Origin of the sequence: Paenibacillus puerhi (assembly GCF_009846885.1) — a bacterium.
Lineage (GTDB): Bacteria > Bacillota > Bacilli > Paenibacillales > NBRC-103111 > Paenibacillus_G > Paenibacillus_G puerhi.
Genome location: NZ_WUWM01000031.1, coordinates 39,373 through 58,326 on the forward strand (window position 1 = coordinate 39,373; position 18,954 = coordinate 58,326).

The 18,954-nt window shown below is 51.4% G+C and carries 22 protein-coding genes; 11 read left to right on the forward strand and 11 right to left on the reverse strand.

Annotated features, from left to right (window positions below; all coding sequences use genetic code 11):
• Positions 1 to 55: 55 nt before the first annotated feature.
• The 3 genes from GSF01_RS23215 to GSF01_RS23225 all read right to left on the reverse strand — a co-directional run bounded on the left by GSF01_RS23215 (position 56) and on the right by GSF01_RS23225 (position 3,661).
• Positions 56 to 1,621: an extracellular solute-binding protein gene (locus tag GSF01_RS23215; RefSeq protein ID WP_159887660.1), complete on the reverse strand. Its 1,566-nt coding sequence runs from the start codon at positions 1,619 to 1,621 to the stop codon at positions 56 to 58.
• 165 nt (positions 1,622 to 1,786) lie between these two features.
• Positions 1,787 to 2,668 carry a carbohydrate ABC transporter permease gene (locus GSF01_RS23220; RefSeq protein WP_159887709.1) on the reverse strand — a complete coding sequence of 294 codons (882 nt, stop codon included), beginning with the start codon at positions 2,666 to 2,668 and terminating at the stop codon, positions 1,787 to 1,789.
• A 30-nt stretch (positions 2,669 to 2,698) separates the two neighbouring features.
• Complete coding sequence (locus GSF01_RS23225) at positions 2,699 to 3,661, reverse strand: ABC transporter permease (protein ID WP_159887661.1); 963 nt, start codon at positions 3,659 to 3,661, stop codon at positions 2,699 to 2,701.
• 200 nt (positions 3,662 to 3,861) lie between these two features.
• Between GSF01_RS23225 and GSF01_RS23230 the strand changes: the two genes are divergently transcribed.
• From GSF01_RS23230 to GSF01_RS23240, 3 genes are all read left to right on the forward strand, one after another.
• Positions 3,862 to 4,485: a YktB family protein gene (locus GSF01_RS23230; protein ID WP_159887662.1), complete on the forward strand. Its 624-nt coding sequence runs from the start codon at positions 3,862 to 3,864 to the stop codon at positions 4,483 to 4,485.
• A gap of 192 nt (positions 4,486 to 4,677) precedes the next feature.
• Positions 4,678 to 4,839 carry a hypothetical protein gene (locus GSF01_RS23235; RefSeq protein ID WP_159887663.1) on the forward strand — a complete coding sequence of 54 codons (162 nt, stop codon included), beginning with the start codon at positions 4,678 to 4,680 and terminating at the stop codon, positions 4,837 to 4,839.
• A gap of 164 nt (positions 4,840 to 5,003) precedes the next feature.
• Positions 5,004 to 5,777, forward strand: coding sequence for a hypothetical protein (locus GSF01_RS23240; RefSeq protein WP_159887664.1), 774 nt, complete (start codon positions 5,004 to 5,006; stop codon positions 5,775 to 5,777).
• Positions 5,778 to 5,862: 85 nt separating this feature from the next.
• Here GSF01_RS23240 and GSF01_RS23245 read toward each other — a convergent pair whose 3' ends face one another.
• Complete coding sequence (locus tag GSF01_RS23245) at positions 5,863 to 7,044, reverse strand: MFS transporter (protein ID WP_159887665.1); 1,182 nt, start codon at positions 7,042 to 7,044, stop codon at positions 5,863 to 5,865.
• A 222-nt stretch (positions 7,045 to 7,266) separates the two neighbouring features.
• On the opposite strand from GSF01_RS23245, the gene GSF01_RS23250 reads away from it, so the two are divergent.
• Entirely contained in the window at positions 7,267 to 8,736 is a 1,470-nt protein-coding gene (locus GSF01_RS23250) for an aminotransferase class I/II-fold pyridoxal phosphate-dependent enzyme (protein WP_201305469.1), read from the forward strand.
• Between the two features lie 92 nt (positions 8,737 to 8,828).
• On the opposite strand, the gene GSF01_RS23255 is transcribed toward GSF01_RS23250, so the two are convergent.
• Positions 8,829 to 9,665 carry a Cof-type HAD-IIB family hydrolase gene (locus tag GSF01_RS23255; RefSeq protein WP_159887666.1) on the reverse strand — a complete coding sequence of 279 codons (837 nt, stop codon included), beginning with the start codon at positions 9,663 to 9,665 and terminating at the stop codon, positions 8,829 to 8,831.
• A 219-nt stretch (positions 9,666 to 9,884) separates the two neighbouring features.
• Between GSF01_RS23255 and GSF01_RS23260 the strand changes: the two genes are divergently transcribed.
• Positions 9,885 to 10,304, forward strand: a complete 420-nt coding sequence (locus GSF01_RS23260) for a DUF1885 family protein (RefSeq protein WP_159887667.1) — start codon at positions 9,885 to 9,887, stop codon at positions 10,302 to 10,304.
• A gap of 98 nt (positions 10,305 to 10,402) precedes the next feature.
• On the opposite strand, the gene GSF01_RS23265 is transcribed toward GSF01_RS23260, so the two are convergent.
• Entirely contained in the window at positions 10,403 to 10,705 is a 303-nt protein-coding gene (locus tag GSF01_RS23265) for a DUF1292 domain-containing protein (protein WP_159887668.1), read from the reverse strand.
• A 96-nt stretch (positions 10,706 to 10,801) separates the two neighbouring features.
• Positions 10,802 to 11,416, reverse strand: coding sequence for a stalk domain-containing protein (locus tag GSF01_RS23270; RefSeq protein WP_159887669.1), 615 nt, complete (start codon positions 11,414 to 11,416; stop codon positions 10,802 to 10,804).
• Between the two features lie 348 nt (positions 11,417 to 11,764).
• Here GSF01_RS23270 and GSF01_RS23275 point away from each other — a divergent pair, with 348 nt between their 5' ends.
• The 3 genes from GSF01_RS23275 to GSF01_RS23285 all read left to right on the forward strand — a co-directional run bounded on the left by GSF01_RS23275 (position 11,765) and on the right by GSF01_RS23285 (position 14,640).
• Positions 11,765 to 12,523, forward strand: coding sequence for an MBL fold metallo-hydrolase (locus GSF01_RS23275; RefSeq protein ID WP_159887670.1), 759 nt, complete (start codon positions 11,765 to 11,767; stop codon positions 12,521 to 12,523).
• Between the two features lie 53 nt (positions 12,524 to 12,576).
• Complete coding sequence (locus GSF01_RS23280; protein ID WP_159887671.1) at positions 12,577 to 12,810, forward strand: DUF3892 domain-containing protein; 234 nt, start codon at positions 12,577 to 12,579, stop codon at positions 12,808 to 12,810.
• A gap of 195 nt (positions 12,811 to 13,005) precedes the next feature.
• On the forward strand, positions 13,006 to 14,640 hold the full coding sequence (locus GSF01_RS23285) for an ATP-binding protein (protein WP_159887672.1): 1,635 nt from the start codon (positions 13,006 to 13,008) through the stop codon (positions 14,638 to 14,640).
• Here the strand turns inward: GSF01_RS23285 and GSF01_RS23290 are convergent, their stop codons facing one another.
• Both GSF01_RS23290 and mobA read right to left on the reverse strand, forming a co-directional pair.
• Complete coding sequence (locus GSF01_RS23290) at positions 14,641 to 15,123, reverse strand: divergent PAP2 family protein (protein ID WP_159887673.1); 483 nt, start codon at positions 15,121 to 15,123, stop codon at positions 14,641 to 14,643.
• A gap of 42 nt (positions 15,124 to 15,165) precedes the next feature.
• A complete protein-coding gene (gene mobA / locus GSF01_RS23295; RefSeq protein WP_159887674.1) occupies positions 15,166 to 15,834 on the reverse strand; it encodes a molybdenum cofactor guanylyltransferase in 669 nt (222 codons plus the stop codon).
• A 182-nt stretch (positions 15,835 to 16,016) separates the two neighbouring features.
• On the opposite strand from mobA, the gene GSF01_RS23300 reads away from it, so the two are divergent.
• Entirely contained in the window at positions 16,017 to 16,733 is a 717-nt protein-coding gene (locus GSF01_RS23300) for a Crp/Fnr family transcriptional regulator (protein WP_159887675.1), read from the forward strand.
• Here the strand turns inward: GSF01_RS23300 and GSF01_RS23305 are convergent.
• Positions 16,730 to 17,023, reverse strand: a complete 294-nt coding sequence (locus GSF01_RS23305; RefSeq protein ID WP_159887676.1) for a DUF1811 family protein — start codon at positions 17,021 to 17,023, stop codon at positions 16,730 to 16,732. The two genes, GSF01_RS23300 and GSF01_RS23305, sit on opposite strands and share 4 nt — an antisense overlap.
• 165 nt (positions 17,024 to 17,188) lie before the next feature.
• Between GSF01_RS23305 and GSF01_RS23310 the strand changes: the two genes are divergently transcribed.
• Together GSF01_RS23310 and GSF01_RS23315 are read left to right on the forward strand one after the other, a co-directional pair.
• On the forward strand, positions 17,189 to 17,419 hold the full coding sequence (locus tag GSF01_RS23310; protein WP_159887677.1) for a hypothetical protein: 231 nt from the start codon (positions 17,189 to 17,191) through the stop codon (positions 17,417 to 17,419).
• A gap of 118 nt (positions 17,420 to 17,537) precedes the next feature.
• Positions 17,538 to 17,984: a PilZ domain-containing protein gene (locus GSF01_RS23315; RefSeq protein ID WP_159887678.1), complete on the forward strand. Its 447-nt coding sequence runs from the start codon at positions 17,538 to 17,540 to the stop codon at positions 17,982 to 17,984.
• On the opposite strand, the gene GSF01_RS23320 is transcribed toward GSF01_RS23315, so the two are convergent.
• Positions 17,964 to 18,914, reverse strand: coding sequence for a hypothetical protein (locus GSF01_RS23320; RefSeq protein ID WP_159887679.1), 951 nt, complete (start codon positions 18,912 to 18,914; stop codon positions 17,964 to 17,966). The genes GSF01_RS23315 and GSF01_RS23320 overlap by 21 nt on opposite strands.
• Between the last annotated feature and the right edge of the window lie 40 nt (positions 18,915 to 18,954).

Sequence of the window (18,954 nt, forward strand, 5' to 3'; positions counted from 1 at the left end):
ACCGCTCCCCACGGCTGATAGCTCGTGAGGAGGCGGAGGGTGCCCGTGAAGAGCATTATTTGCGCGGCATCGAAACTGTCGTGCCGGAATCTTTATTGTTAAACTTCTCAGTCGCTTCCTTGATAACCTCATTGCCGCCTTTGGACTTCCACTCCTCTAGCACCTTCGGCCAGTCCGAGATCGGCTCCTTGCCATATACCATCTTGACCATATGCTGCAGGATGACCGGCGGGGCCTGGTCAGACAGCGGCGAGATGTCCGGATTTTTCATCAAGGCATCCAGTCTCGGCTCGAAGGACATACCGTCGCGGCCTTCGTTGGCCAGCGTTGTGTCATAGACGCTCATCAGCTTCTTGCCCTCTTCGGTCAAGCTTAGCGTTCCCTTATTATACGTCGTATCCTGTACGAGCCACAAGAAGGCTTGGCGGTAGCGCTCCTCGTCGACCGCTTGCGGATCGGTCGGCGCTTTGTAGTTTATTTTGCCATCGACCGTCGTATAGGTGTCGCCTTCGATACCGAAGGTAAAGAATTTCTCAGCTTCATCCGACAGCATCCAGTCGTAGAACTTGATGATGCTGGCCGGGTCCTTCACGTTCTTATTGATGAAGTAAGCGCGCGGGACAGGACCGTACAGATAGTAGCCGCCTTTGCCGTCGGGACCGACCGGCGAAGGGATAATTTCCAGCTTGGCCGTCGGCACGCTGGCCTTCAGCTGCGTTTCCCATTGAATCAGCTCATTGGCATTCATCGAGAAGATGCCTGCTTTACCGGCAAGGATCGTATTTTTGAATACCGTGGCATTGATCGTAGCAAATTCCTTATTGATCAGCCCTTCATCGAACATCGTCTTGTAAGTTTGCAGAGCCTTCGTCATGTTCTCCGTGTCAAAGAATTTCGGCAGGATCTGATCTCCCTGCTTCTCGAACATCGACAAATACGGGAACACATCGTACGCCCCGAAGAACGTATCGGCGTATTTGAAGTTCTCTCGTCCCATATAAGGGTTCTCGACGCCCATTTCCTTGAACTTGCGCAGCACGTTCAGGTACTCGTCAACCGTCTTCGGCACCGGCAGTCCCGCTTGGTCGAGCAAATCCCTGCGGATAAAAGTTGCGCGACGGGAAGGGTTGGACAGGTACTCGGGAATCGCGAATATTTTGCCCTGATACGTGACGTTATCCCAAGCATCCTTAGGTATTTTTTTCAACAGGTTCGGTCCGTGCTGCTTAAGCAGATCATCCAGCGGCATGAACACGCCCGCCTTCACGGAACCGGCCATCTCCTTGCCGTTAACGCCGCCGCTGCCCTGCACCACATCCGGGATATCGTTGGTCGCGAACATCTGGATCATCTTCTGCTCATATTCTTTGTGCGGGACAAGGACGATATCCAGATCCGTATTGGTCATCTCCTCCAGCTTTTTCACCCATTTGTCTTCGTTGATGTTCGGAGATTTCTCCACGTGCCCGAAGTTCAGCGTGCGCAGCGAGATGGAAAACTTGGTCTTCTCGGCTGGCTTGGAGCTGCCCTGAGTGTTTGTTTCTTCAGCGGGCTTGGAACAAGCGGCCAGTAAGCTGACGGTCATGACGGTGGCCATAGATGCGGAAACCCATTTTCTCATAGTACCCCTCTTTTCACTAGTTGGATAACAGCGCTTTCATAGCCTCATTGTAAGAGCGCTACCTGCTTGTCACAAGGGAATGAATTTAGTTCGAATTGTCTTTTTTTTAGAATACGTCTTGTTTAGGAAAAAAACGCGAACGTTACATCACAGGCAAATCACCGCTTACGACTTCACGGAACCGACCATCATCCCTTTGACAAAGTGCCTTTGCAGGAACGGATAAATGATAATGATCGGAATCGTAGCGACGATGATCGTAGCCATCTTGATCCCTTCCGGGTCCATATGAGCAAGAGCGCTGAACTGCGAAGCAGCCGGGTCGATGCTGATGTCGTCGGACATGATCATCTGGCGCAGCTTCACCTGCAACGGATACAGGGCGGGCTTATTGATATAGTACAAGGCGCTTTGATACGTATTCCAGTGGTTGACCGCATAGAAGATCCCTAGAGACGCCATGACAGGCTTGGACAATGGTAGGACGATGCTCCAGATCATCCTCATCTCGGAACAGCCGTCGATGCGGCCAGAGTCGATAATTTCGCCGGGGATCTGGATAAAGAACGATCGCATGACGAAGAAGTTGAAGGCGCTGATGGCACCGGGTATGAGCAAAGCCCACAAGGAATTGGTCAGTCCGAGAGCCTTCATCAGGATGAAATTCGGAATGAGCGGAGCGCTGAACACCATGGTGATCAGGACCATAATGACGATGACATTCCGCCCCTTGTACTCCTGCCGCGATACGGGATAGGCCAGCGAGGCGGTAGCAATCAGGTTGATCAGCGTACCGACTACCGTAATATACACCGTAATGCCGAAGGAACGCCAGATGGCTGCATCGCTGAACACATATTGGTAGTTAATCCAGGTGAATTCCACCGGCAGGAAAAACACCTTCCCGTTAACGATAGCCTCCGAGCTGCTGAAGGACTGCGCGAGCACGTTGAGGAACGGCAGGAACATCGCCAGCGACAGCGCCGTCAGAAAAAGCAGATTGAACACGTTGAATACTTGCCAGCCGGCCGTTTGTTTTCGATTCATCATAAGTTCACCTCCCGTTGCGATTCAAATTTAGTACAAGCTTTCGCCAGTCGTTTTTTTACTGATAAAGTTGCCGATGACAATCATGAGCAGACCGACTACCGACTTGAACAAGCCGATCGCCGTCGTATAGCTGAACTGCTGGCCAAGCAAACCGGCCTGATAGATGTAGGTATCGAGAATTTCGCCGTTTTCCTTGTTTAACGGGTTCAGAAACACGTAGACCCGCTCGAAGCCGAAGTCCAGGAATTTACCGATGTGCAGCAGGAACAAAATCATGATCGTCGGCATCAGCGCAGGGATCGTGATGGAAAGGGTCTGACGCCAGCGTCCGGCTCCGTCCACCTCAGCCGCCTCGTACAGATCCGGGTTGATGCCTGCAAGCGCCGCCAGATAAATAATCGTGCCATAGCCGGAATCCCTCCAGATGCCGGAACCGATGAGCACGGTGCGAATCCAGGACTCCTCGCCCAGGAAATAGATCGGCTCGAAGCCCAGCCACACGAGGAATTGATTCACCGCGCCCGTGGATGGGGACAAAATGCCGATCGCAATCCCGCTGACGATCACCCAAGACAGAAAGTGAGGCATGTAAACCACGGTCTGAAGCACGCGCTTGTACAGTACGAGACGCAGCTCATTGAGCAGCAGGGCAAGCAGAATCGGTGCAGGGAACGCCAGCACGAGATCGTACAAGCCGATCAGAAGCGTATTGTTCAAAATGTTCAGAAAGTCATAATGAGCGAACATTCGTGTGAAATGCTCAAGCCCTACCCATTTGCTGCCGAGAAATCCATCGAAAATATTGTAATCCTGAAAAGCGATCACCGAACCTAACAGCGGAACGTACTTGAAGATGATGAAGTAAATGATGCCCGGCAGCGAAATCAGATACAATGCTTTATACTTCCAGATCGTGCGAAGCAGGCTTCTGAGCTTCCCTTCCTGTGTGCGGCCCTGCAACGGTTTTACGGCTTGTGCGTCGACTGCCATACGCCTTTCCTCCTAACTCGATTAGCTTCGTTGTTGTAGGCTAATCGTAACCCGATACAGCGCTTCCAACAATGGAATGGCTTTTCACTCACTTGTGTTTTTTTTGGATCGCCGGGTCGTGCCTGAACCCCTAGATTTATGATATAGTAGTAGGTATTCTAAAGAGATCATTTTTCACCCGAAGGAGCAGGAGGAGCAGCATGGCATTCAGCGGATTCACGCAGCACGATTTCGATACGTTTCACATAGAGGGCCTGGAAGGACGGATGGAAGCTATCCGGGAGAGAATACAGCCCAAATTCAAGGCGATCAGCGACGAGCTATTGCAGGAGCTATCCGTTCAGGCAGGGGAAGAACTGTTCCTGCATATCGCCCAGCATGCCCGGCGAACCGTCAATGCTCCTGTCGATACGTGGATGGCTTTCGCCGGCAACAAGCGCGGTTACAAGCAGCATCCCCACTTTCAGATCGGACTGTTCGACGATCATGTGTTTATCTGGCTCGCACTTATCTATGAGCTGCCAAACAAGCCTAACATTGCCTCGGCCTTTCTTCGGCAGCTCAGCGAGTTCACAACGCTGCCACCGGAGATGGTACTGTCATTCGATCATATGAAGAAAGAGCATGTCACCCTTCAAGAGCTCGGAGAGCAAGGCCTCATCCAGGCGCTGGAGAGATTCCGTGACGTGAAAAAGGTGGAGTTTCTAATCGGCCGTACGATTGCCGCAAACGATGCGGAGCTTCTACAGGGGGACCGGTTTCTGGAACTGGCCAAGCATACGTTCCAGCAGCTCCTCCCTCTCTATCGGATTGCCAAACTGTAGCATTTTCTCGTTATACCAAGACACCTGAATGTCACTGGACATCAGGTGTCTTTTTCTTTGGATTCCCCAATAGTATTGCACAGTTGAAACAAATTCATAAAAATAACATAATACGCTGGACAATGACAAAATTTTATCTTATAATCAAAAATGATACAGGATGTATCAAACATAAGTTAAGGAGTGATTATTTTGTCAAAGCAACTTTATATGAAGCCTGAAGTTTTACAGCATGAACAAATCGCTTTTGAGACCGGTCTCTCCAGCTGTGTAAAGATCGGGATCGTCGACGGTTCCAACCCGCCCGACCGCGTTTGCTTGCGCCCAGACGGAACTTGGGTTGATATTGATTAATTGATTGCCGCTTGACCTAAAGGGACGACTTGTCGTCCCTTTTTTTGTTTTTAAGCCAACATTTAGGTTAGCCTAAGGTGGCCTTAAGCTAGCTTTAATCCTTCCCGTATATGCTACAGTTGGTTATCTATAACCGAAGCATACCCTAGGAAAGGAAGGATTCCATGAAGTCTGCGCATGCCAGGAAAGTGATCATCTCAACCTTGGCGCTTACCCTGTTATTCGGTGGAGGCGCCCTCTGCGTGAATAACTTTGCCAATGCGGAAGATAACCCCGCCGCCGTTCCATCGACCGGCTCGGGCGGAGCCCCGGAGGATTCGGCAAACCAGGCCTCGCCGAAAAGCTGGTTCGGCAAGGGCGAACGCAAGGACAAATCGCCCAAAAGCGAAGGCGGTCGGCAAGGCGAACGCGCCGAGCGGCATTCCGGACATAGCTCCCTTGTAGAAGAAGCATCCGGTGTGCTCGGCATCTCCCAGGATGAGCTCAAAAAATCCTTGGAGGACAAAACGCTTGTCGAGTTGGCCAAGGAACGAGGAATGAGCGAAGCCGATCTCGTAGCGAAGCTGAAGGCGGTCCGAATCGCCCAGCTCGATCAAGCGGTAGCAGCAGGCAAGCTTACGGCGGATCAAGCTGCTCGGATGAAAGAGAAGCTGGACAATCACTTGTCGTTCCTCGTCAATCAGCATCTGAACAAGCTGGGCAAGCATCGCGGCGGCGGCCATAAGAGCCGTATGCTCCCTGCACAGGATAAGCTTGCCGACATCATCGGCATCTCGGAAAGCGAGCTGAAATCTCAGCTTAATGAAGGTAAATCTCTGACCGAAATTGCCGAAGCTAAAGGAATGAGCAAGGATCAGCTGATTGCAAAAATTAAGGACGAACTCACTCCCTGGATTGAAAAAGCTGTAGACCGCAAGCCTTCGAAGAAAGAAAAATAGAATCGACACGTAAGCAACGACAAAAAAGCTGCCGAATACGATGGGAATCATCGTACTCGGCAGCTTTTTGCAGCTTGGCCTCCTCTTAGGAGACCAGCTTGCCTGTTTTAAGCGCATCCGATCTGTCCAGTACCATGAAGCGGTAGAGCAGGTACAGGGCGGCTATCGACAGCACCGCGCCGATCAGGAAAGGCAGATTATGGCTGTAATCGTAAATACCGGCGCCAAGCAGAGGACCTGCGATTCGTCCCAGGCTGTCCATGGACGAGCTTAGACCCGAAGCGACGCCTTGGCCCACCTTCGTCTTCTGGGTAATTAATGAGGTTACGCACGGACGGATCAGTGCGTTGCCGGCGGCAAAAACGCTCAGATAAATGGAAGCGGTCAACAGACTGCTCGAGAACAGAATAAGTACAAAGCCCAGCGCGGACAAGACAAGCCCGATCCCGATGACCCGGGACTCCTGACCCGCCTTGATCAGCCGGCGGACGACTCCCCCCTGGATCAAGGCCCCTACAATTCCGCTGACGGCGAACATGAAGCCGAGCTGAGTAGGCGTCGCTCCGATCGCATCTCTCTCGAACAGCAGCAGCGTCGCCTCCAGCCCCGCCAGCGAGAACGAGACAAAGAACGACAGCACATACAAATATTTGACCGATCCGACAAATGCGGCCCACCGGGACTGCTTGCCTTCACGCGACTTCTGACGATTCTCCGGGGTTACGGATTCCTTCAGAAGGAAAAAAGCAAATACAAACATCGCAAGAGCAAGTGCTGCGGCTGTAAAGAACGGCACCCCATAGCCGTAACCGCTCAGCAATCCCCCTACCGCCGGTCCGAAAATAAATCCGAGACCTATCGACATCCCGACCATACCCATTCCTTTGGTCCGGTTCTCTTCTGAGGTGATATCCGCAACATAAGCAACGGCACAGGCGGTAACCGCACCCGAGAACAAGCCCCCAAGTATACGGGATACATACATCAGCATTAGGTTATCCCCGGCCATTCCGAAAACAAAGAAGCTCAAACTGAAGCCCAGCGTTCCGATCATAATAATCGGACGTCTGCCGATACGGTCCGACAAGCCGCCCCAGAACGGGGACATCAAGAAGGATACGAGTGAATAGACCGAAAGCAGCATGCCCAGATGAAAGCTGCTCGCTCCTGATCCGGTTACGACCTCGGGAAGAACGGGAATAATGATGCCGAAGCCAATAAACACGGTCATAATCAGCACCATAATAACAAGAAGTCTTTTATCCATCGCAATCACACTGCCTTTTTATTTTTAAATGAGCTATTTAACTGTACCACATCTTTTTTACCGATGGAAATAAGGGATGTAAGGTTAACAAATTTGACACACTCCTGCTTGGGGCGGCCGGTCGATAAAAACTGCTTGCATCCGTGTCGCATTTTGCTATACTCGATATGTTTGCTTGTTTTGTGAGCAAAGCTATTATACCAATGAAGGGTAGGGATAACCGTGGATCAGACGAAAACTCCCCTGTTCACCGCGTTACAAGAGCATGCTGCGCGCAATCCGGTACAGTTTCACATTCCAGGACATAAGAAGGGTGTGGGCATGGACCCCGAATTCCGGGAGTTTATCGGCGATAACGCGCTGTCCATCGACCTGATCAATATAGCACCGCTGGATGATCTTCATCAGCCGACCGGTGTCATCGAGCAGTCGCAGCAGCTTGCCGCCGAAGCCTTCGGCGCGGATCATACTTTTTTCTCCGTACAGGGGACAAGCGGAGCCATCATGACGATGATTCTGACCGTATGCTCCGAGGGCGACAAGATTATCGTGCCCCGCAACGTACACAAATCCATAATGGCAGCCATTATTTTCGCAGGAGCGAAGCCGGTGTTCCTCAAGCCGGTACGCGATGAGAACTTGGGCATCGACCACGGAGTAACTACCTCCTCGGTCAAGCGCGCTCTCGAGCGTCATCCCGATGCCAAGGCCGTACTGGTTATCAATCCGACCTATTACGGCGTGTGCGCGGATCTCAAGGAAATCGTTGACATCGTGCATAGCTATAACATCCCTGTGCTTGTGGACGAGGCTCATGGCGTCCTGATCCATTTCCATGACAAGCTGCCGATCTCAGCTATGGAGGCCGGTGCCGATATGGCGGCGACAAGCGTCCATAAGCTGGGAGGCTCTATGACACAAAGCTCAGTGCTTAACATCCGGGAAGGACGGGTCAACGTGCGCCGCGCCAAAACGATCATCAGTATGCTGACCACAACGTCCACGTCCTACATCCTGCTCGGATCTCTCGACTGTGCGCGCCGCCATCTGGCGCTGAACGGAAGGGCTATGGCCGAGCAAGCCATCGAGCTTGCCGAGTACGCCAGGAGCGAAATTAACGCCATCCCCGGACTCGAATGCTTCGGACGTGAAATTCTGGGAGGCGAGGCCACCTATGATTGTGATCCGACAAAAGTCAATATCCACGTCCGTCATCTGGGCATTACCGGCTATGACGCGGAGAATTGGCTGCGCGAGCAGTACAACATCGAGGTCGAGCTCAGCGATATGTACAATATCCTCTGCCTCATCACACCGGGAGACACCCGTGAGAATATCGAGATCCTACTGAAGGCGCTGCGCCGGCTGTCCGAAGAAAACTACACCATCCGTCAGGCGAATGAGCTGATTATCAAAATTCCAAAAATTCCGCAGCTGACTTTATCTCCCCGGGACGCTTTCTACGGCGACACCGAGCTGATCCCGTTCAAGGAATCGGCTGACCGGATTATTGCCGAGTTTATTTATGTGTACCCGCCAGGCATTCCGATCTTGCTCCCGGGCGAGGTCATCTCGCAGGATCTGATCGACTATATCACCGAGCATATCGAAGTCGGACTGCCGGTGAAAGGCCCTGAGGATCGCAGTATCGAGTATGTCAAGGTTATTGTCGAAACCCCGGCTATTTTCTAAATGGACAAAACAAAGCCGGTTGCCATGCGCTTTCTCAAGCTGGCAACCGGCTTTTCTATCGTATTCGAGCTGCTGCAGTTTCAGGACGAGCATTAGGAACGCTCCGCCCGAATCCTATCTTCCAACCAGCCAATCACATCCGCAACCGCATGCTCCGTGTGATGCTTACACACGTGATCGGCCGCTTCCAGCAGCAGCGGATGGGCATTGCCTACTGCAACGCCGACGCCGGCTCTCCGGATCATCTCCAGATCGTTCAGATGATCCCCCATCGCCACGCACTTCCGCTGCTCCAGACCGGTAAGAGCCAGCAAGTGTTCCAATGCATCTCCCTTGGTCGCTCCAAGAGGCAGCATCTCAAAGTAACGGTCATCCGAGCGCACCCACTCGATTCCCTTACCGCTCGTTAGCCTTACCATGCTTTCGCTTGCCAGATCGAGCTGCTCGGGCTCCCACGCAAATAAGATCTTCAGCCAATCGCTAGGGATGTCCGACACCTCTTGAACCGCCTGCAGAGGAAACCTTTCAATGCTCCTATGCCGCGCCGTCATCGCATTGTCCCGGATGGTGTAAGGATAAGGCTCGCCCTGTACGTAAATCTCCGCCCCGATCTCAGGAAAAGCATCCAGGACGCTCTGCAGCGCAGCCGCCCCTGCCTGGGGCAGTGTCGTTTGATGAACCGGTCTCTCATTGCCGTAATCATAGATCATGGCCCCGTTATACAGAATAGCGGGCGCATTTACCGGCAGCTGACGGGCATAATAGCCGGCAGGCTCGACAATACGGCCTGTTGCGATCGTAAACCGGCCTCCCAGCCGGACAAACCGTTCGATGGCCTCCCGATTTTCCCGACTGATTTCCTTATCTTTATCGAGCAGTGTGCCATCCATGTCCGTTACTAACAAGTAACTTTCGAAAATCGCTTCCATGGTTCTCTCCCTCTACTCTCTTCTCTTATCTCTCTTCTAGTCTCTATCGGCCTTGCAAGCTTGCCAAGTATTGTATTTACGATTTCATAATGCTATGATGATCTTGGTGCAGGTACTGGAGGATCAAGGAATCCTTGTGCCTGTTTCGCACATCTATCGTTGTTTCTCATTTCATATTATGAAATCGTTTTAGTCCATTCGTAGGCAGGTGCATGGGTCATGGCGCAAAGCGCGTATATTAAATTCGTTCAAGGCTCCGCCGTTTCTTCCTTAAGCTTGGATGAGCTTCGCCAGCAATTGGAGCATTACCGCGAACAGCTCGCGAAAACCGGTTCCCAGCTCGGCTGGGAGTACGACGATGTCGGATTTCCTTATACGATCGAGACTAAGCCCGAGGCGGAAGGCAAATGGTTTTATCTGAAAGGCACCAACCCGCTGTACAAATACATCGTGATGGGTATTGGCTCCGAGACCGTAGACGATACTCCGCGTTATTTCGTACAGATGGTGCTGCCAGACGACAGCACGCATGGCGATAAGTCCAAAGGAAATGAATTCAGCAAGTATCTGGGCAAGCTGTGGAAGGCAGAGCTTCACCTGTTTAACGGACGCGTCATGTATTTCAATCCCCGTAAATGACCGGGCAGCTAAGAACGCTGCAGCTCCCCTAACTTTCCGATAAGGAGCAGCTGAAAAACCCTTCTTGCCTAGACAAGAAGGGTTTTATCGTGGCATGCTTATTGTTCCTGTTCTTGTTCTTCGATGATCTCGTTATAGATAGCAACAACGCGATCCCATTCTTCCTCGTCCTCAATGCTGGCCAGGAATGCCTCGCCACTTTCTTCTTCGATTCGGAATATGACACCGTCAGCTTCCATATCATTACGATCGAGAAGCACGGCATAAGCGCGTTCGCTGGCTTCAAACGTGTACACCATCACCATCTCATGTTCGACACCATCTTGATCGGTCACGATAAAAATTTCTTCTTCATGATCGTGATCGTGATCGCAGGAAGCGTCATGAATGTGATCGCTCATGGTAAAACCTCATTTCATCTATTTATTGACTGCTCCACCGTATCGTACCACGCATTCCGATTCCAAGTCAATGAAACGAAAAGCGCCGCGGAACCATCAATCCGATAAAATGGATTTCTCAGAAATGACAACATAATCGCTATCGGCGGAAGGCTTGATCGAAAAGACGACCTTATAAGGACCTGACTCGCTGAACGTTACATTAAACGGCCAAGTGTACCAGAAGCTGTTCTTGGGTCCGTCCACGATCTCTTCGCGTGCCTTCACTTGTTCACCGCCGGGGGATACGATAGCGATACGGAACGAGTATATCGAGGTCTTCAAGCCATCAACCTGGGCGAAAACGGCAAAATCCAGCCGGTCTCCCTTCTTCACTCCACCGAACGGCTTCTGGATGGAATAGTCATCACCCACCGTTTTTGCTACGACCATATGAACATTGGGCTTGTACACGGAGACGGTCTTGCTTCCGTTATCCCACTTTACTATCGACTGCAGCGTCTCGGACAAAACTCGGGCAGGCAGCACGGCGCTTCCCTTCACCAGGAAGCTTGGAACCTCATCCGAGGAGAACGCTCTTTCCTCATCATTAACAAGAAGCCTGACCTTGGCATAGCCCTCGAAATCTCCCCATGCGGAGCTGGCGAGAACCCCTGCCGTTCCAAACAAAGAAAGCGAGAGCACCATCGTAAGCAATCGCGGTACTTTCATTGCAAGCAACCTCCATCATCTTTTCGCATTTGTAAGGTTATACTCCTATGGGAACGAAGAGTTGCGCGGAAAGCCGGAAATAATATAAATCTAGCGAAAAACAGATCCCACATCTTGTATATGTAAGTGTTTTCATTTAGTATTCATACAAAATATGGACTAAACCGAAAAGGAATGTAAAATCTGATCCGCAGCTCCTCTGCTATTTATAAAAAGCCGGAGGCCGATGATCAAATTTAGTCAAAATGTGACATAACCCGCTTGAATCGAAAGCATTAGGCATGATAGATTAGTTTAAGAAAACTTATGCATATCCAGCATAGCCAAACGATGAGTGGGGGTAAGCTTATGAGCCTGCAACTTCAAATGATCGGCACAGGGAGCGCATTTGCTAAATCCTTCTATAACAACAATGCCTTGCTCCATCTAAACGGCTATAAGCTGTTAATCGACTGCGGTTTTACTGCCACAAGAGCCCTCCACGAGCTTGGATTGCCCTTGGATTCGGTGGATGGCATCCTTATTACGCATGTTCATGCCGATCATATCGGAGGACTCGAAGAGTTCGCTTTCCAGAATAAGTACGCTTTCAAACGGCGCATCCGCCTTTTCGTTCCTTCCTCTATCGCTAATGATTTGTGGGAGCATTCTCTTAGGGGCGGTCTGGAAAACAAGTCCGAAGGGATCACGGCCCTGAGCGATTATTTCGACGTCGTATTGATGGCAGATGAGGACCCCGTCCTTATTCATCCCGATCTGTCGATCCGCCTTATTCCCAATAGGCACATCGAAGGCAAGCCCAGCTATTCTCTACTGCTGAACGATCAACTTTTTTACAGCTCCGATAGCACCTTTAACCGTGAACTCCTGATGGAGCTGCACGCACAAGGCTGCCAATATTTCCTCCACGACTGCCAGCTCCATTCCCCCGGCATCGTCCACGCTAGTCTGGATGAGCTGCTCACGCTGCCTGAGGAGCTTCAGCGAAAAATATGGCTTATGCATTATTCGGATCGCATGAGCGACTTTATCGGCTGCACAGGCCACATGTCCTTTATCGAGCAATTCAGAATATATAGCTTCACTCCTCTTTCTCCCCCCGCTTGAGAATAAAAGATTACTGGAAGGCGCATCCTACTACATGAAGGAGGCGATTCAAGATGACTCAGCAGCAGGAACAAGTCGTAGCCGTTCGCAAGAATGGGGACGGGGATATCGTAGAATTAAAGCTAACCTCGGGACAAGTCGTCGATTATCAGGAAGCGCAGCATATGGCCAAGAACGGACAAATCGCCGGCGTTAACGTATTCCGCGGCCGTGACGGGGACGAGCATCTGCGTTCCAATGCCGACGGCGACCCCAGCAATAATCTGGACAATTTGCCTGGATTTTAAGTAAATCTCGTATCTGATGGACCCGGCTATTTGTCGGGTCTTGTTTGGTTTCTCCCCCTTTTTGGAACTCCCTGCTCTAAAGACTAAAGAAAAATTCAGTCGAAATGGGAAAGTCTAGGAGGAATTTTCCCGCGGGCACAGAATTTCATTACTTACGACTAAAATAATCGATGCAATGGGAGTTGTCGTTCCGCCATGAAAGGTCACTCTATCTTCCTGATCTACTCTGTTCTTGTCTCCGTATGGTCGCTCCTGAACAACTCTGCCATAAACAGCCCTCTGCTCGTTGTGACAGCTCTGCTCTACATGATTAGCTTTCTGGTTCCCCGCTCGATTACCGGACATTACGCCGCTTCTATCGTCCTGCTGGTCCCCTTCCATGCGGTCAGCGCTTCCGATTGGTGCTTGCCTCTTTACTTGCTTCATATGACTAATACATACCGTATCATGCCAAGGCTGAAAACTTCCGTAGTCTGGAATATGCTGTTGACGGCAGCCCTGGCGTCCGTATCCTTCTCTTATCATGGCCTGGCCTTATCTTCGATCATCCAAGTGCTCTTCGCTTCTGGAAGCTGCTTCACCCTCTCCCTCCTATTTGGCAAACTGATCAAGGACATGGAACTTCAAAAGCAACGGTTAGCCCACGAAAAAAAACATCTCAGCACCCACGACCCACTGACAGGCCTGTATAATTTTCAAGAATTTCATCTTCAGATGGAAACGATCGTCGAGCAGCGCAAGCCTGTTGTACTGGTACTGGCAGATTGCAAAGATTTAAAATCCTTGAACACAACCAACGGGTTTCAAGGTGTGAACGATATTTTGAAGCAGGCGGCTCAGCTGCTGCGTATTATGTTTCCCGAGAGCTCCTTGATCAGCAGGTACGGGGGCGACGAGTTCGCTATCGTGATGGAATCGCATAATACGAAGCATACCCTGAGTACAATAACACAGCTGCTCGCTTCCGAATTCCCTAAGCTGACAGGGATTGAAATCAACTTCGGAATCGCCTGCTTCCCGGATGACGGACAAAGCAAGGACGACTTGATGTCGGCTGCGGAGCATCGGTTGTACATCATGAAGCGTGAGAGTTGGCTGAAGCGTGAGGAGCATATGCTGCGCAGCGAGAAGCTGAGGGTCGTGGGAGAACTTGCCTCGGGCATGGCGCATGAAATTCGCAACCCCCTGACGACCGTGAAAGGCTTCCTTCAACTTTCCAGGGCGAGCGGGTATAACATCGAACCGTGGTACGAATTCATTATGGATGAAATTACGAGAATGAGTATGCTAACCGCCGAGTTTCTGCAATTTTCCAAGCCCCATGTGACGCACTATCGCGTTCAGTCCATTCACAGCTGCATTAACCGGGTCATTTCGCTTCTGGAGCCGGAGGCGGCCCGACTCGGTCATAAGATTCACTTTATCCATGATCATGAGGACATCCGGATGCTGATGGATCAGGATAAGATGCTGCAGCTTCTTTTGAACCTATCCAAAAATGCCCTTGAAGCTATGAAAGAACAAGGGTTCATCGACATTCATTTATTTACGCAGGGGGGTATGGCCGTTATTGAGATATCCGATACGGGACAAGGCATTCCCGAGGCCGAGCTGGATAAAATCTTCATTCCCTTCTATACGACGAAAGATTCGGGAACGGGCCTCGGGCTATCCATTTGTCATAAAATTGTGCAGGATCACGAGGGTACGATCGAGGTTGAAAGCTTTATGGACAGGGGTACGAAATTTACGATCACCCTGCCCGCTGCGGGCATGAATCACGAAGCCGAGACCGGCCTTATGGAAGAGCAGGCCACGGTCTCCGTATAGTTAAAACAAAGCCCGGAGCTTAGACACCGGAGGTTCTGCAGCGTAGCTTGCCCAGCCGACTACAGCGCCGAGTAGAGCTCCGCACAGGACTTCAACCGGCAGATGGCCGAGCCTTTCCTCCAGCAGCTTGTCCCGCTTCGGATGCTGGTGGGCAGGATCGTCCTTGGTCAGATTCACCACGGTTTTCTCCAGGCCGTTGACTTCGCTGGCAATCAAACCCGCTTGGTGGCGTATTCCCATCGCATCATACATAACAATCAGTCCGAGCAGCGAAGCCACAGCGAATGAATCCGAACTGAAGCCGTGCTTCAATCCTAGATATGCAGCCAGGGAAACGACACCGGCCGCGTGTGAGCTTGGCATGCCTCCTGTAGCCGTCAGATCCGGCCATTTCCAAGCGTCACTCCCCCGGGGACGTGTCGCCATCTTCAGCACCTGGGCTAATCCAATTCCTATCAGGGACGTTCCTAACGCCCGGTTCATGCAGCATCACCTCCCGCTTAGCATGAGCCGGACGTTTTTGATCTATTCCAGCGATAGCTCCTTGCCGCGCTGCCAATAATTATGGATTGGATGCCCCGGGAACGGGCATAATTGAAGAGCTTGCTCGTAGTGTTCTTCGGACTTTATCCTAAGCTCGAACCCTGCCTGCACTTCGACTAGACTAGTCAAACGATCGACAGACATGACTTGGCAGGACACCTTGTCCAGCAACGCCTCCCACCGCTGCTCCAACGGGTTTGACTCCATCAATTTACTCAGCTTATCCAGACAGGATTGGCGGTAAATGCCGTGCAGCGGAAATGGCGCCTTTCTTACCTCGGGCACTACCGCTTCATTCTGAAATAATTGAGCATGCTCCCAGAGCAGTCTCGCCAGCTCGGCTGACACGAACGGCATGGCGCTGCCGGTAACCCAAAGGTAGGCATACTTGGATAATGCCAAAGCAGCATGCAGGCCTCCGAGCGGTCCGCGGTTCGCATAAAAATCGGTAATAATGCGCACGGAACGCGGCACATACTCCAGATACAGCCGCGGCTCGTCGGTAACGATAATCACTTCTCCACACAGCTTGCTCATTTCCCCAATCTGACGTTCCAGCACCGTCTCCGAGGCGAGCGGCAGCAGATCCGCGGACTTTCCGCGTATCGTTCGTTTCGAGCCTCCCGCCAAAATAACACCGGTCAGCATCATGACTCACTTCCTCCGTCAAAGGTGTACTCTATCCCAACTATACACCCCTGCCTTTGTTTTGCATGTTAGCTAGATCACACCTTTATTGATCTTTGCAGCGATTTGTGATGTACATCACATCGCAAGCTACGCACTATCCGGTATGGTAGAAGCAACAAGTCATAGACGCGGAGGAACCAGCCATGAGACATGCGGAGCAGCCTGAGCTGCACGTCGCCAATACGGAATGCTTCTCCGAAGGCAATCTGCTGAAGCTTCAGGAAATTATGTACGACATGCAGGCAGAGTCCGGCAGTCATTTGTTCTGGGAAGGCGACCCTGCCGATCGACTGTATTTCCTGAAGCAGGGGCGCATCCGGCTGACGAAAAGCAACGACGAGGGCAAAAACTATATTTTGTACGTGTACAATAAAGGAGATTTATTTGGACAGGTAGACCCGTTTATTCATTCGGTCAACAGCTTCAATGCAGAGGTCACGGAGGATAGTACGGTAGGGGTTATTCAGCAGAAGGATCTGGAGGTGCTTCTCTGGCAGCACGGGGATCTGGCCGTCGAGTTTATGAAATGGATGGGCTTGATGCACCGGATGACCCAAACCAAATTCCGCGATCTGATGATGTTCGGAAAACCTGGCGCGCTTTGTTCCACCCTTATCCGGCTTTGCAATACGTACGGCAAGCTCCAAGGGGATGGGATCCTCATCACCAAAAAATTCACGAATAGCGAGCTGGCCGATATGATCGGCGCAACCCGCGAAAGTGTAAACCGGATGCTGGGTGACTTGAAACAATCGGGCATCCTCTCGATGAATGGCAGTCTCCTGGTCATCCAAAAGCTTGATGAGCTCAAATTAATCTGTCAATGTGAGAATTGTCCCAAGGACATGTGCCGGATCTAAAACCGGGTCAGCATCGAAATCGGATAACTCGCTTCGGTTTCGTCGCCCAGCTTTCCCCAGGCCATGATCCCATGGATATATGCGACTTCGAATGGAATCTGAACGCCATCCACCTTATACAAACCCGGGCCGAAGTCTGCCGGATTCAGCAGGTAAGCCTGCGCTGTGAACAGCTTGCGCTCCGCTACGGCCCGCTGGCTGGCGAACACGGCCTTCTCCAGCTCCTTCCTTGCCAGACGGATTTCTTCCTGCAGCTCTGCTTCGGTCATTTGACTGTATAATTTTTTCACGATATCTACTTCTCCTTCGTTCCGACGTTTCATGGGGGTTTCTTGTCGAAAACTCGCCCGATTCACGCATTACTTGTCAGGTTATGTAACATTTTTTAAGTCGATCTATAAGAAGAGGAATGGTATAATGAGGATATCCGATCGTTATAAGGAGGAATATCCATAATGACCACGGAACTTCTCTTTAAGAATCAGGTAATTCCAGTCAGCTTTATTTCCAGCGATCAGAAAGCGATCCCCCAATTGATCAACCTGCTGGAACGTACCTCTTCTGACCGGTCAGCGTCAGCCGCAGCAGCCGATTTACAACTCATCGAGCGCATCGAGATTATTGGCAATAACGCCATATTGCATAGTAAAGCCACGAACGCAAGCATCGAGCTGCCGCTCTATTAGAGCGGTTTTTTTCTTGTAAATCAGATGGGATATCATTGCCATATGAAAGCATTTAAGCTATAGTGAACTGGGGTCATTCCTCATCCTTTCCTAACATTCAGATGCCGAGGTTATCACCATGAGTTTGGAAAACAAGAGACATTTTTTTCGCGTAAGCTTGCCGCAGCCCTTAGGGGCGGAATTAAAGATCATAGGGGCAGATGACATCGATAGCCACTACAAGGTTCACAAGGCCGCTATTATCGACCTTAGTGCGGGAGGAGCGCGCTTCTTCACGCCTTCGCCTCTCCCTGACCGTCCGAGCCTGCTCGCCCAATTAACTTTCCTGTGCGTGGGCAAGGAGTACCGGCCCTACGGCCCGATCATTCGCGCCTCCCTGCCCGAGCCCGGGCATTGCGAGTACAGTGTACAATTCTCGCTGGACGATACGGATACGGCTGAACTTGCTGGAGCCTTGAACCAGCTAGCTATTCGTCTGCGGAAGCCGGCCGCTTTAACCAGCTGCAGCTTTCTGACGTCCGAAGAAATATCCGTATTTCGTCCGCTATCCGCGTGCTTTGCCTGAAAGGCCGACGCTTACATACCGCCTGCCCGAATCCGCTTGCCCGATCCAGCTGCGAAAAAGCTGCTGATCGGGTTTTATTTTATCATACAGATCCTTCAAGCCCAGGACAGCCGACTCCATCCCGTATTTACCAAAAGCGTCGAACAGAAATTTTGTCCGCTCCTCGTCGGTTTTGTTCTCGTACAATTCATCCGCGATCCAGCTATTCTCTTCATCCAGCACGATGACATCCGTCCACGCAGCTATCCGCCCATCCGGCTTCAACAGAGAGAGCAGCAGCTTGTTGTAATCGGCGACCAAGGAATTCCGCAGGTAAGCGAGAGCATCGAGAATATGACGCACCTCCTGCTTGCTGTACCGAGCCATATGCGTATGAAACTGCAAAAGGGCATCCGGATAAAATAAAGGCGTGTGAACCCCCGAAGACATGACGAAGGAAAAAGACTTTTTCAAATGAGGAACTGCTTCATGACCGTGTACCTGGAACCCCGCATCCCGGACAAAAGCGGCGATCTCCGAAGCCGAAGCCTCATTCTGCAGCAGGTCGTCAAACTTCTCGTAGAACGAAATTTGGTCCAGGCACGTGTAGTCCACACGAGTCAAAGAGCGCAGACGATGCTGAGCCGTCCCTCCTCCAGCCTCCAGCCATTCCTCAAGCATATTATCCTCCGTATCGAGAACCGTGACCTGCTGAAAATGACGGGCCAGCCCGGGCAAGTCCACGTCCCCATGGTTGCCGGCGCCCAGTACCACGGCTTTTTCGGGCAGTGAAAGCAAACTGATCGAATCCTCCACCAGCCGCCGTACATGGTAGCGGTGAGTTCCATACTCTTGTTCTCCCCAGTCTAGCTTCTCCTGTGCCGGCGCCTCTGCCTCCTCTCTGTCAGGCTGCGGCTGAGGCTGCGGAATCATCCATCGCCAATCCTTCATCAAAGCTCATCCCCTATTCCTGTGCATTTCGTAATGGAGC

Coding starts and splice junctions, on each gene's coding strand:
- GSF01_RS23225 (WP_159887661.1), bottom strand. CDS start 3,661: ATGGCAGTCGACGCACAAGCCGTAAAACCGTTGCAGGGCCGCACACAG.
- GSF01_RS23315 (WP_159887678.1), top strand. CDS start 17,538: ATGAGTTTGGAAAACAAGAGACATTTTTTTCGCGTAAGCTTGCCGCAG.
- GSF01_RS23240 (WP_159887664.1), top strand. CDS start 5,004: ATGAAGTCTGCGCATGCCAGGAAAGTGATCATCTCAACCTTGGCGCTT.
- GSF01_RS23310 (WP_159887677.1), top strand. CDS start 17,189: ATGACCACGGAACTTCTCTTTAAGAATCAGGTAATTCCAGTCAGCTTT.
- GSF01_RS23230 (WP_159887662.1), top strand. CDS start 3,862: ATGGCATTCAGCGGATTCACGCAGCACGATTTCGATACGTTTCACATA.
- GSF01_RS23280 (WP_159887671.1), top strand. CDS start 12,577: ATGACTCAGCAGCAGGAACAAGTCGTAGCCGTTCGCAAGAATGGGGAC.
- GSF01_RS23270 (WP_159887669.1), bottom strand. CDS start 11,416: ATGAAAGTACCGCGATTGCTTACGATGGTGCTCTCGCTTTCTTTGTTT.
- GSF01_RS23290 (WP_159887673.1), bottom strand. CDS start 15,123: ATGAACCGGGCGTTAGGAACGTCCCTGATAGGAATTGGATTAGCCCAG.
- GSF01_RS23275 (WP_159887670.1), top strand. CDS start 11,765: ATGAGCCTGCAACTTCAAATGATCGGCACAGGGAGCGCATTTGCTAAA.
- GSF01_RS23215 (WP_159887660.1), bottom strand. CDS start 1,621: ATGAGAAAATGGGTTTCCGCATCTATGGCCACCGTCATGACCGTCAGC.
- GSF01_RS23245 (WP_159887665.1), bottom strand. CDS start 7,044: ATGGATAAAAGACTTCTTGTTATTATGGTGCTGATTATGACCGTGTTT.
- GSF01_RS23285 (WP_159887672.1), top strand. CDS start 13,006: ATGAAAGGTCACTCTATCTTCCTGATCTACTCTGTTCTTGTCTCCGTA.
- GSF01_RS23265 (WP_159887668.1), bottom strand. CDS start 10,705: ATGAGCGATCACATTCATGACGCTTCCTGCGATCACGATCACGATCAT.
- GSF01_RS23300 (WP_159887675.1), top strand. CDS start 16,017: ATGAGACATGCGGAGCAGCCTGAGCTGCACGTCGCCAATACGGAATGC.
- GSF01_RS23220 (WP_159887709.1), bottom strand. CDS start 2,668: ATGAATCGAAAACAAACGGCCGGCTGGCAAGTATTCAACGTGTTCAAT.
- GSF01_RS23255 (WP_159887666.1), bottom strand. CDS start 9,665: ATGGAAGCGATTTTCGAAAGTTACTTGTTAGTAACGGACATGGATGGC.
- GSF01_RS23320 (WP_159887679.1), bottom strand. CDS start 18,914: ATGAAGGATTGGCGATGGATGATTCCGCAGCCTCAGCCGCAGCCTGAC.
- GSF01_RS23260 (WP_159887667.1), top strand. CDS start 9,885: ATGGCGCAAAGCGCGTATATTAAATTCGTTCAAGGCTCCGCCGTTTCT.
- mobA (WP_159887674.1), bottom strand. CDS start 15,834: ATGATGCTGACCGGTGTTATTTTGGCGGGAGGCTCGAAACGAACGATA.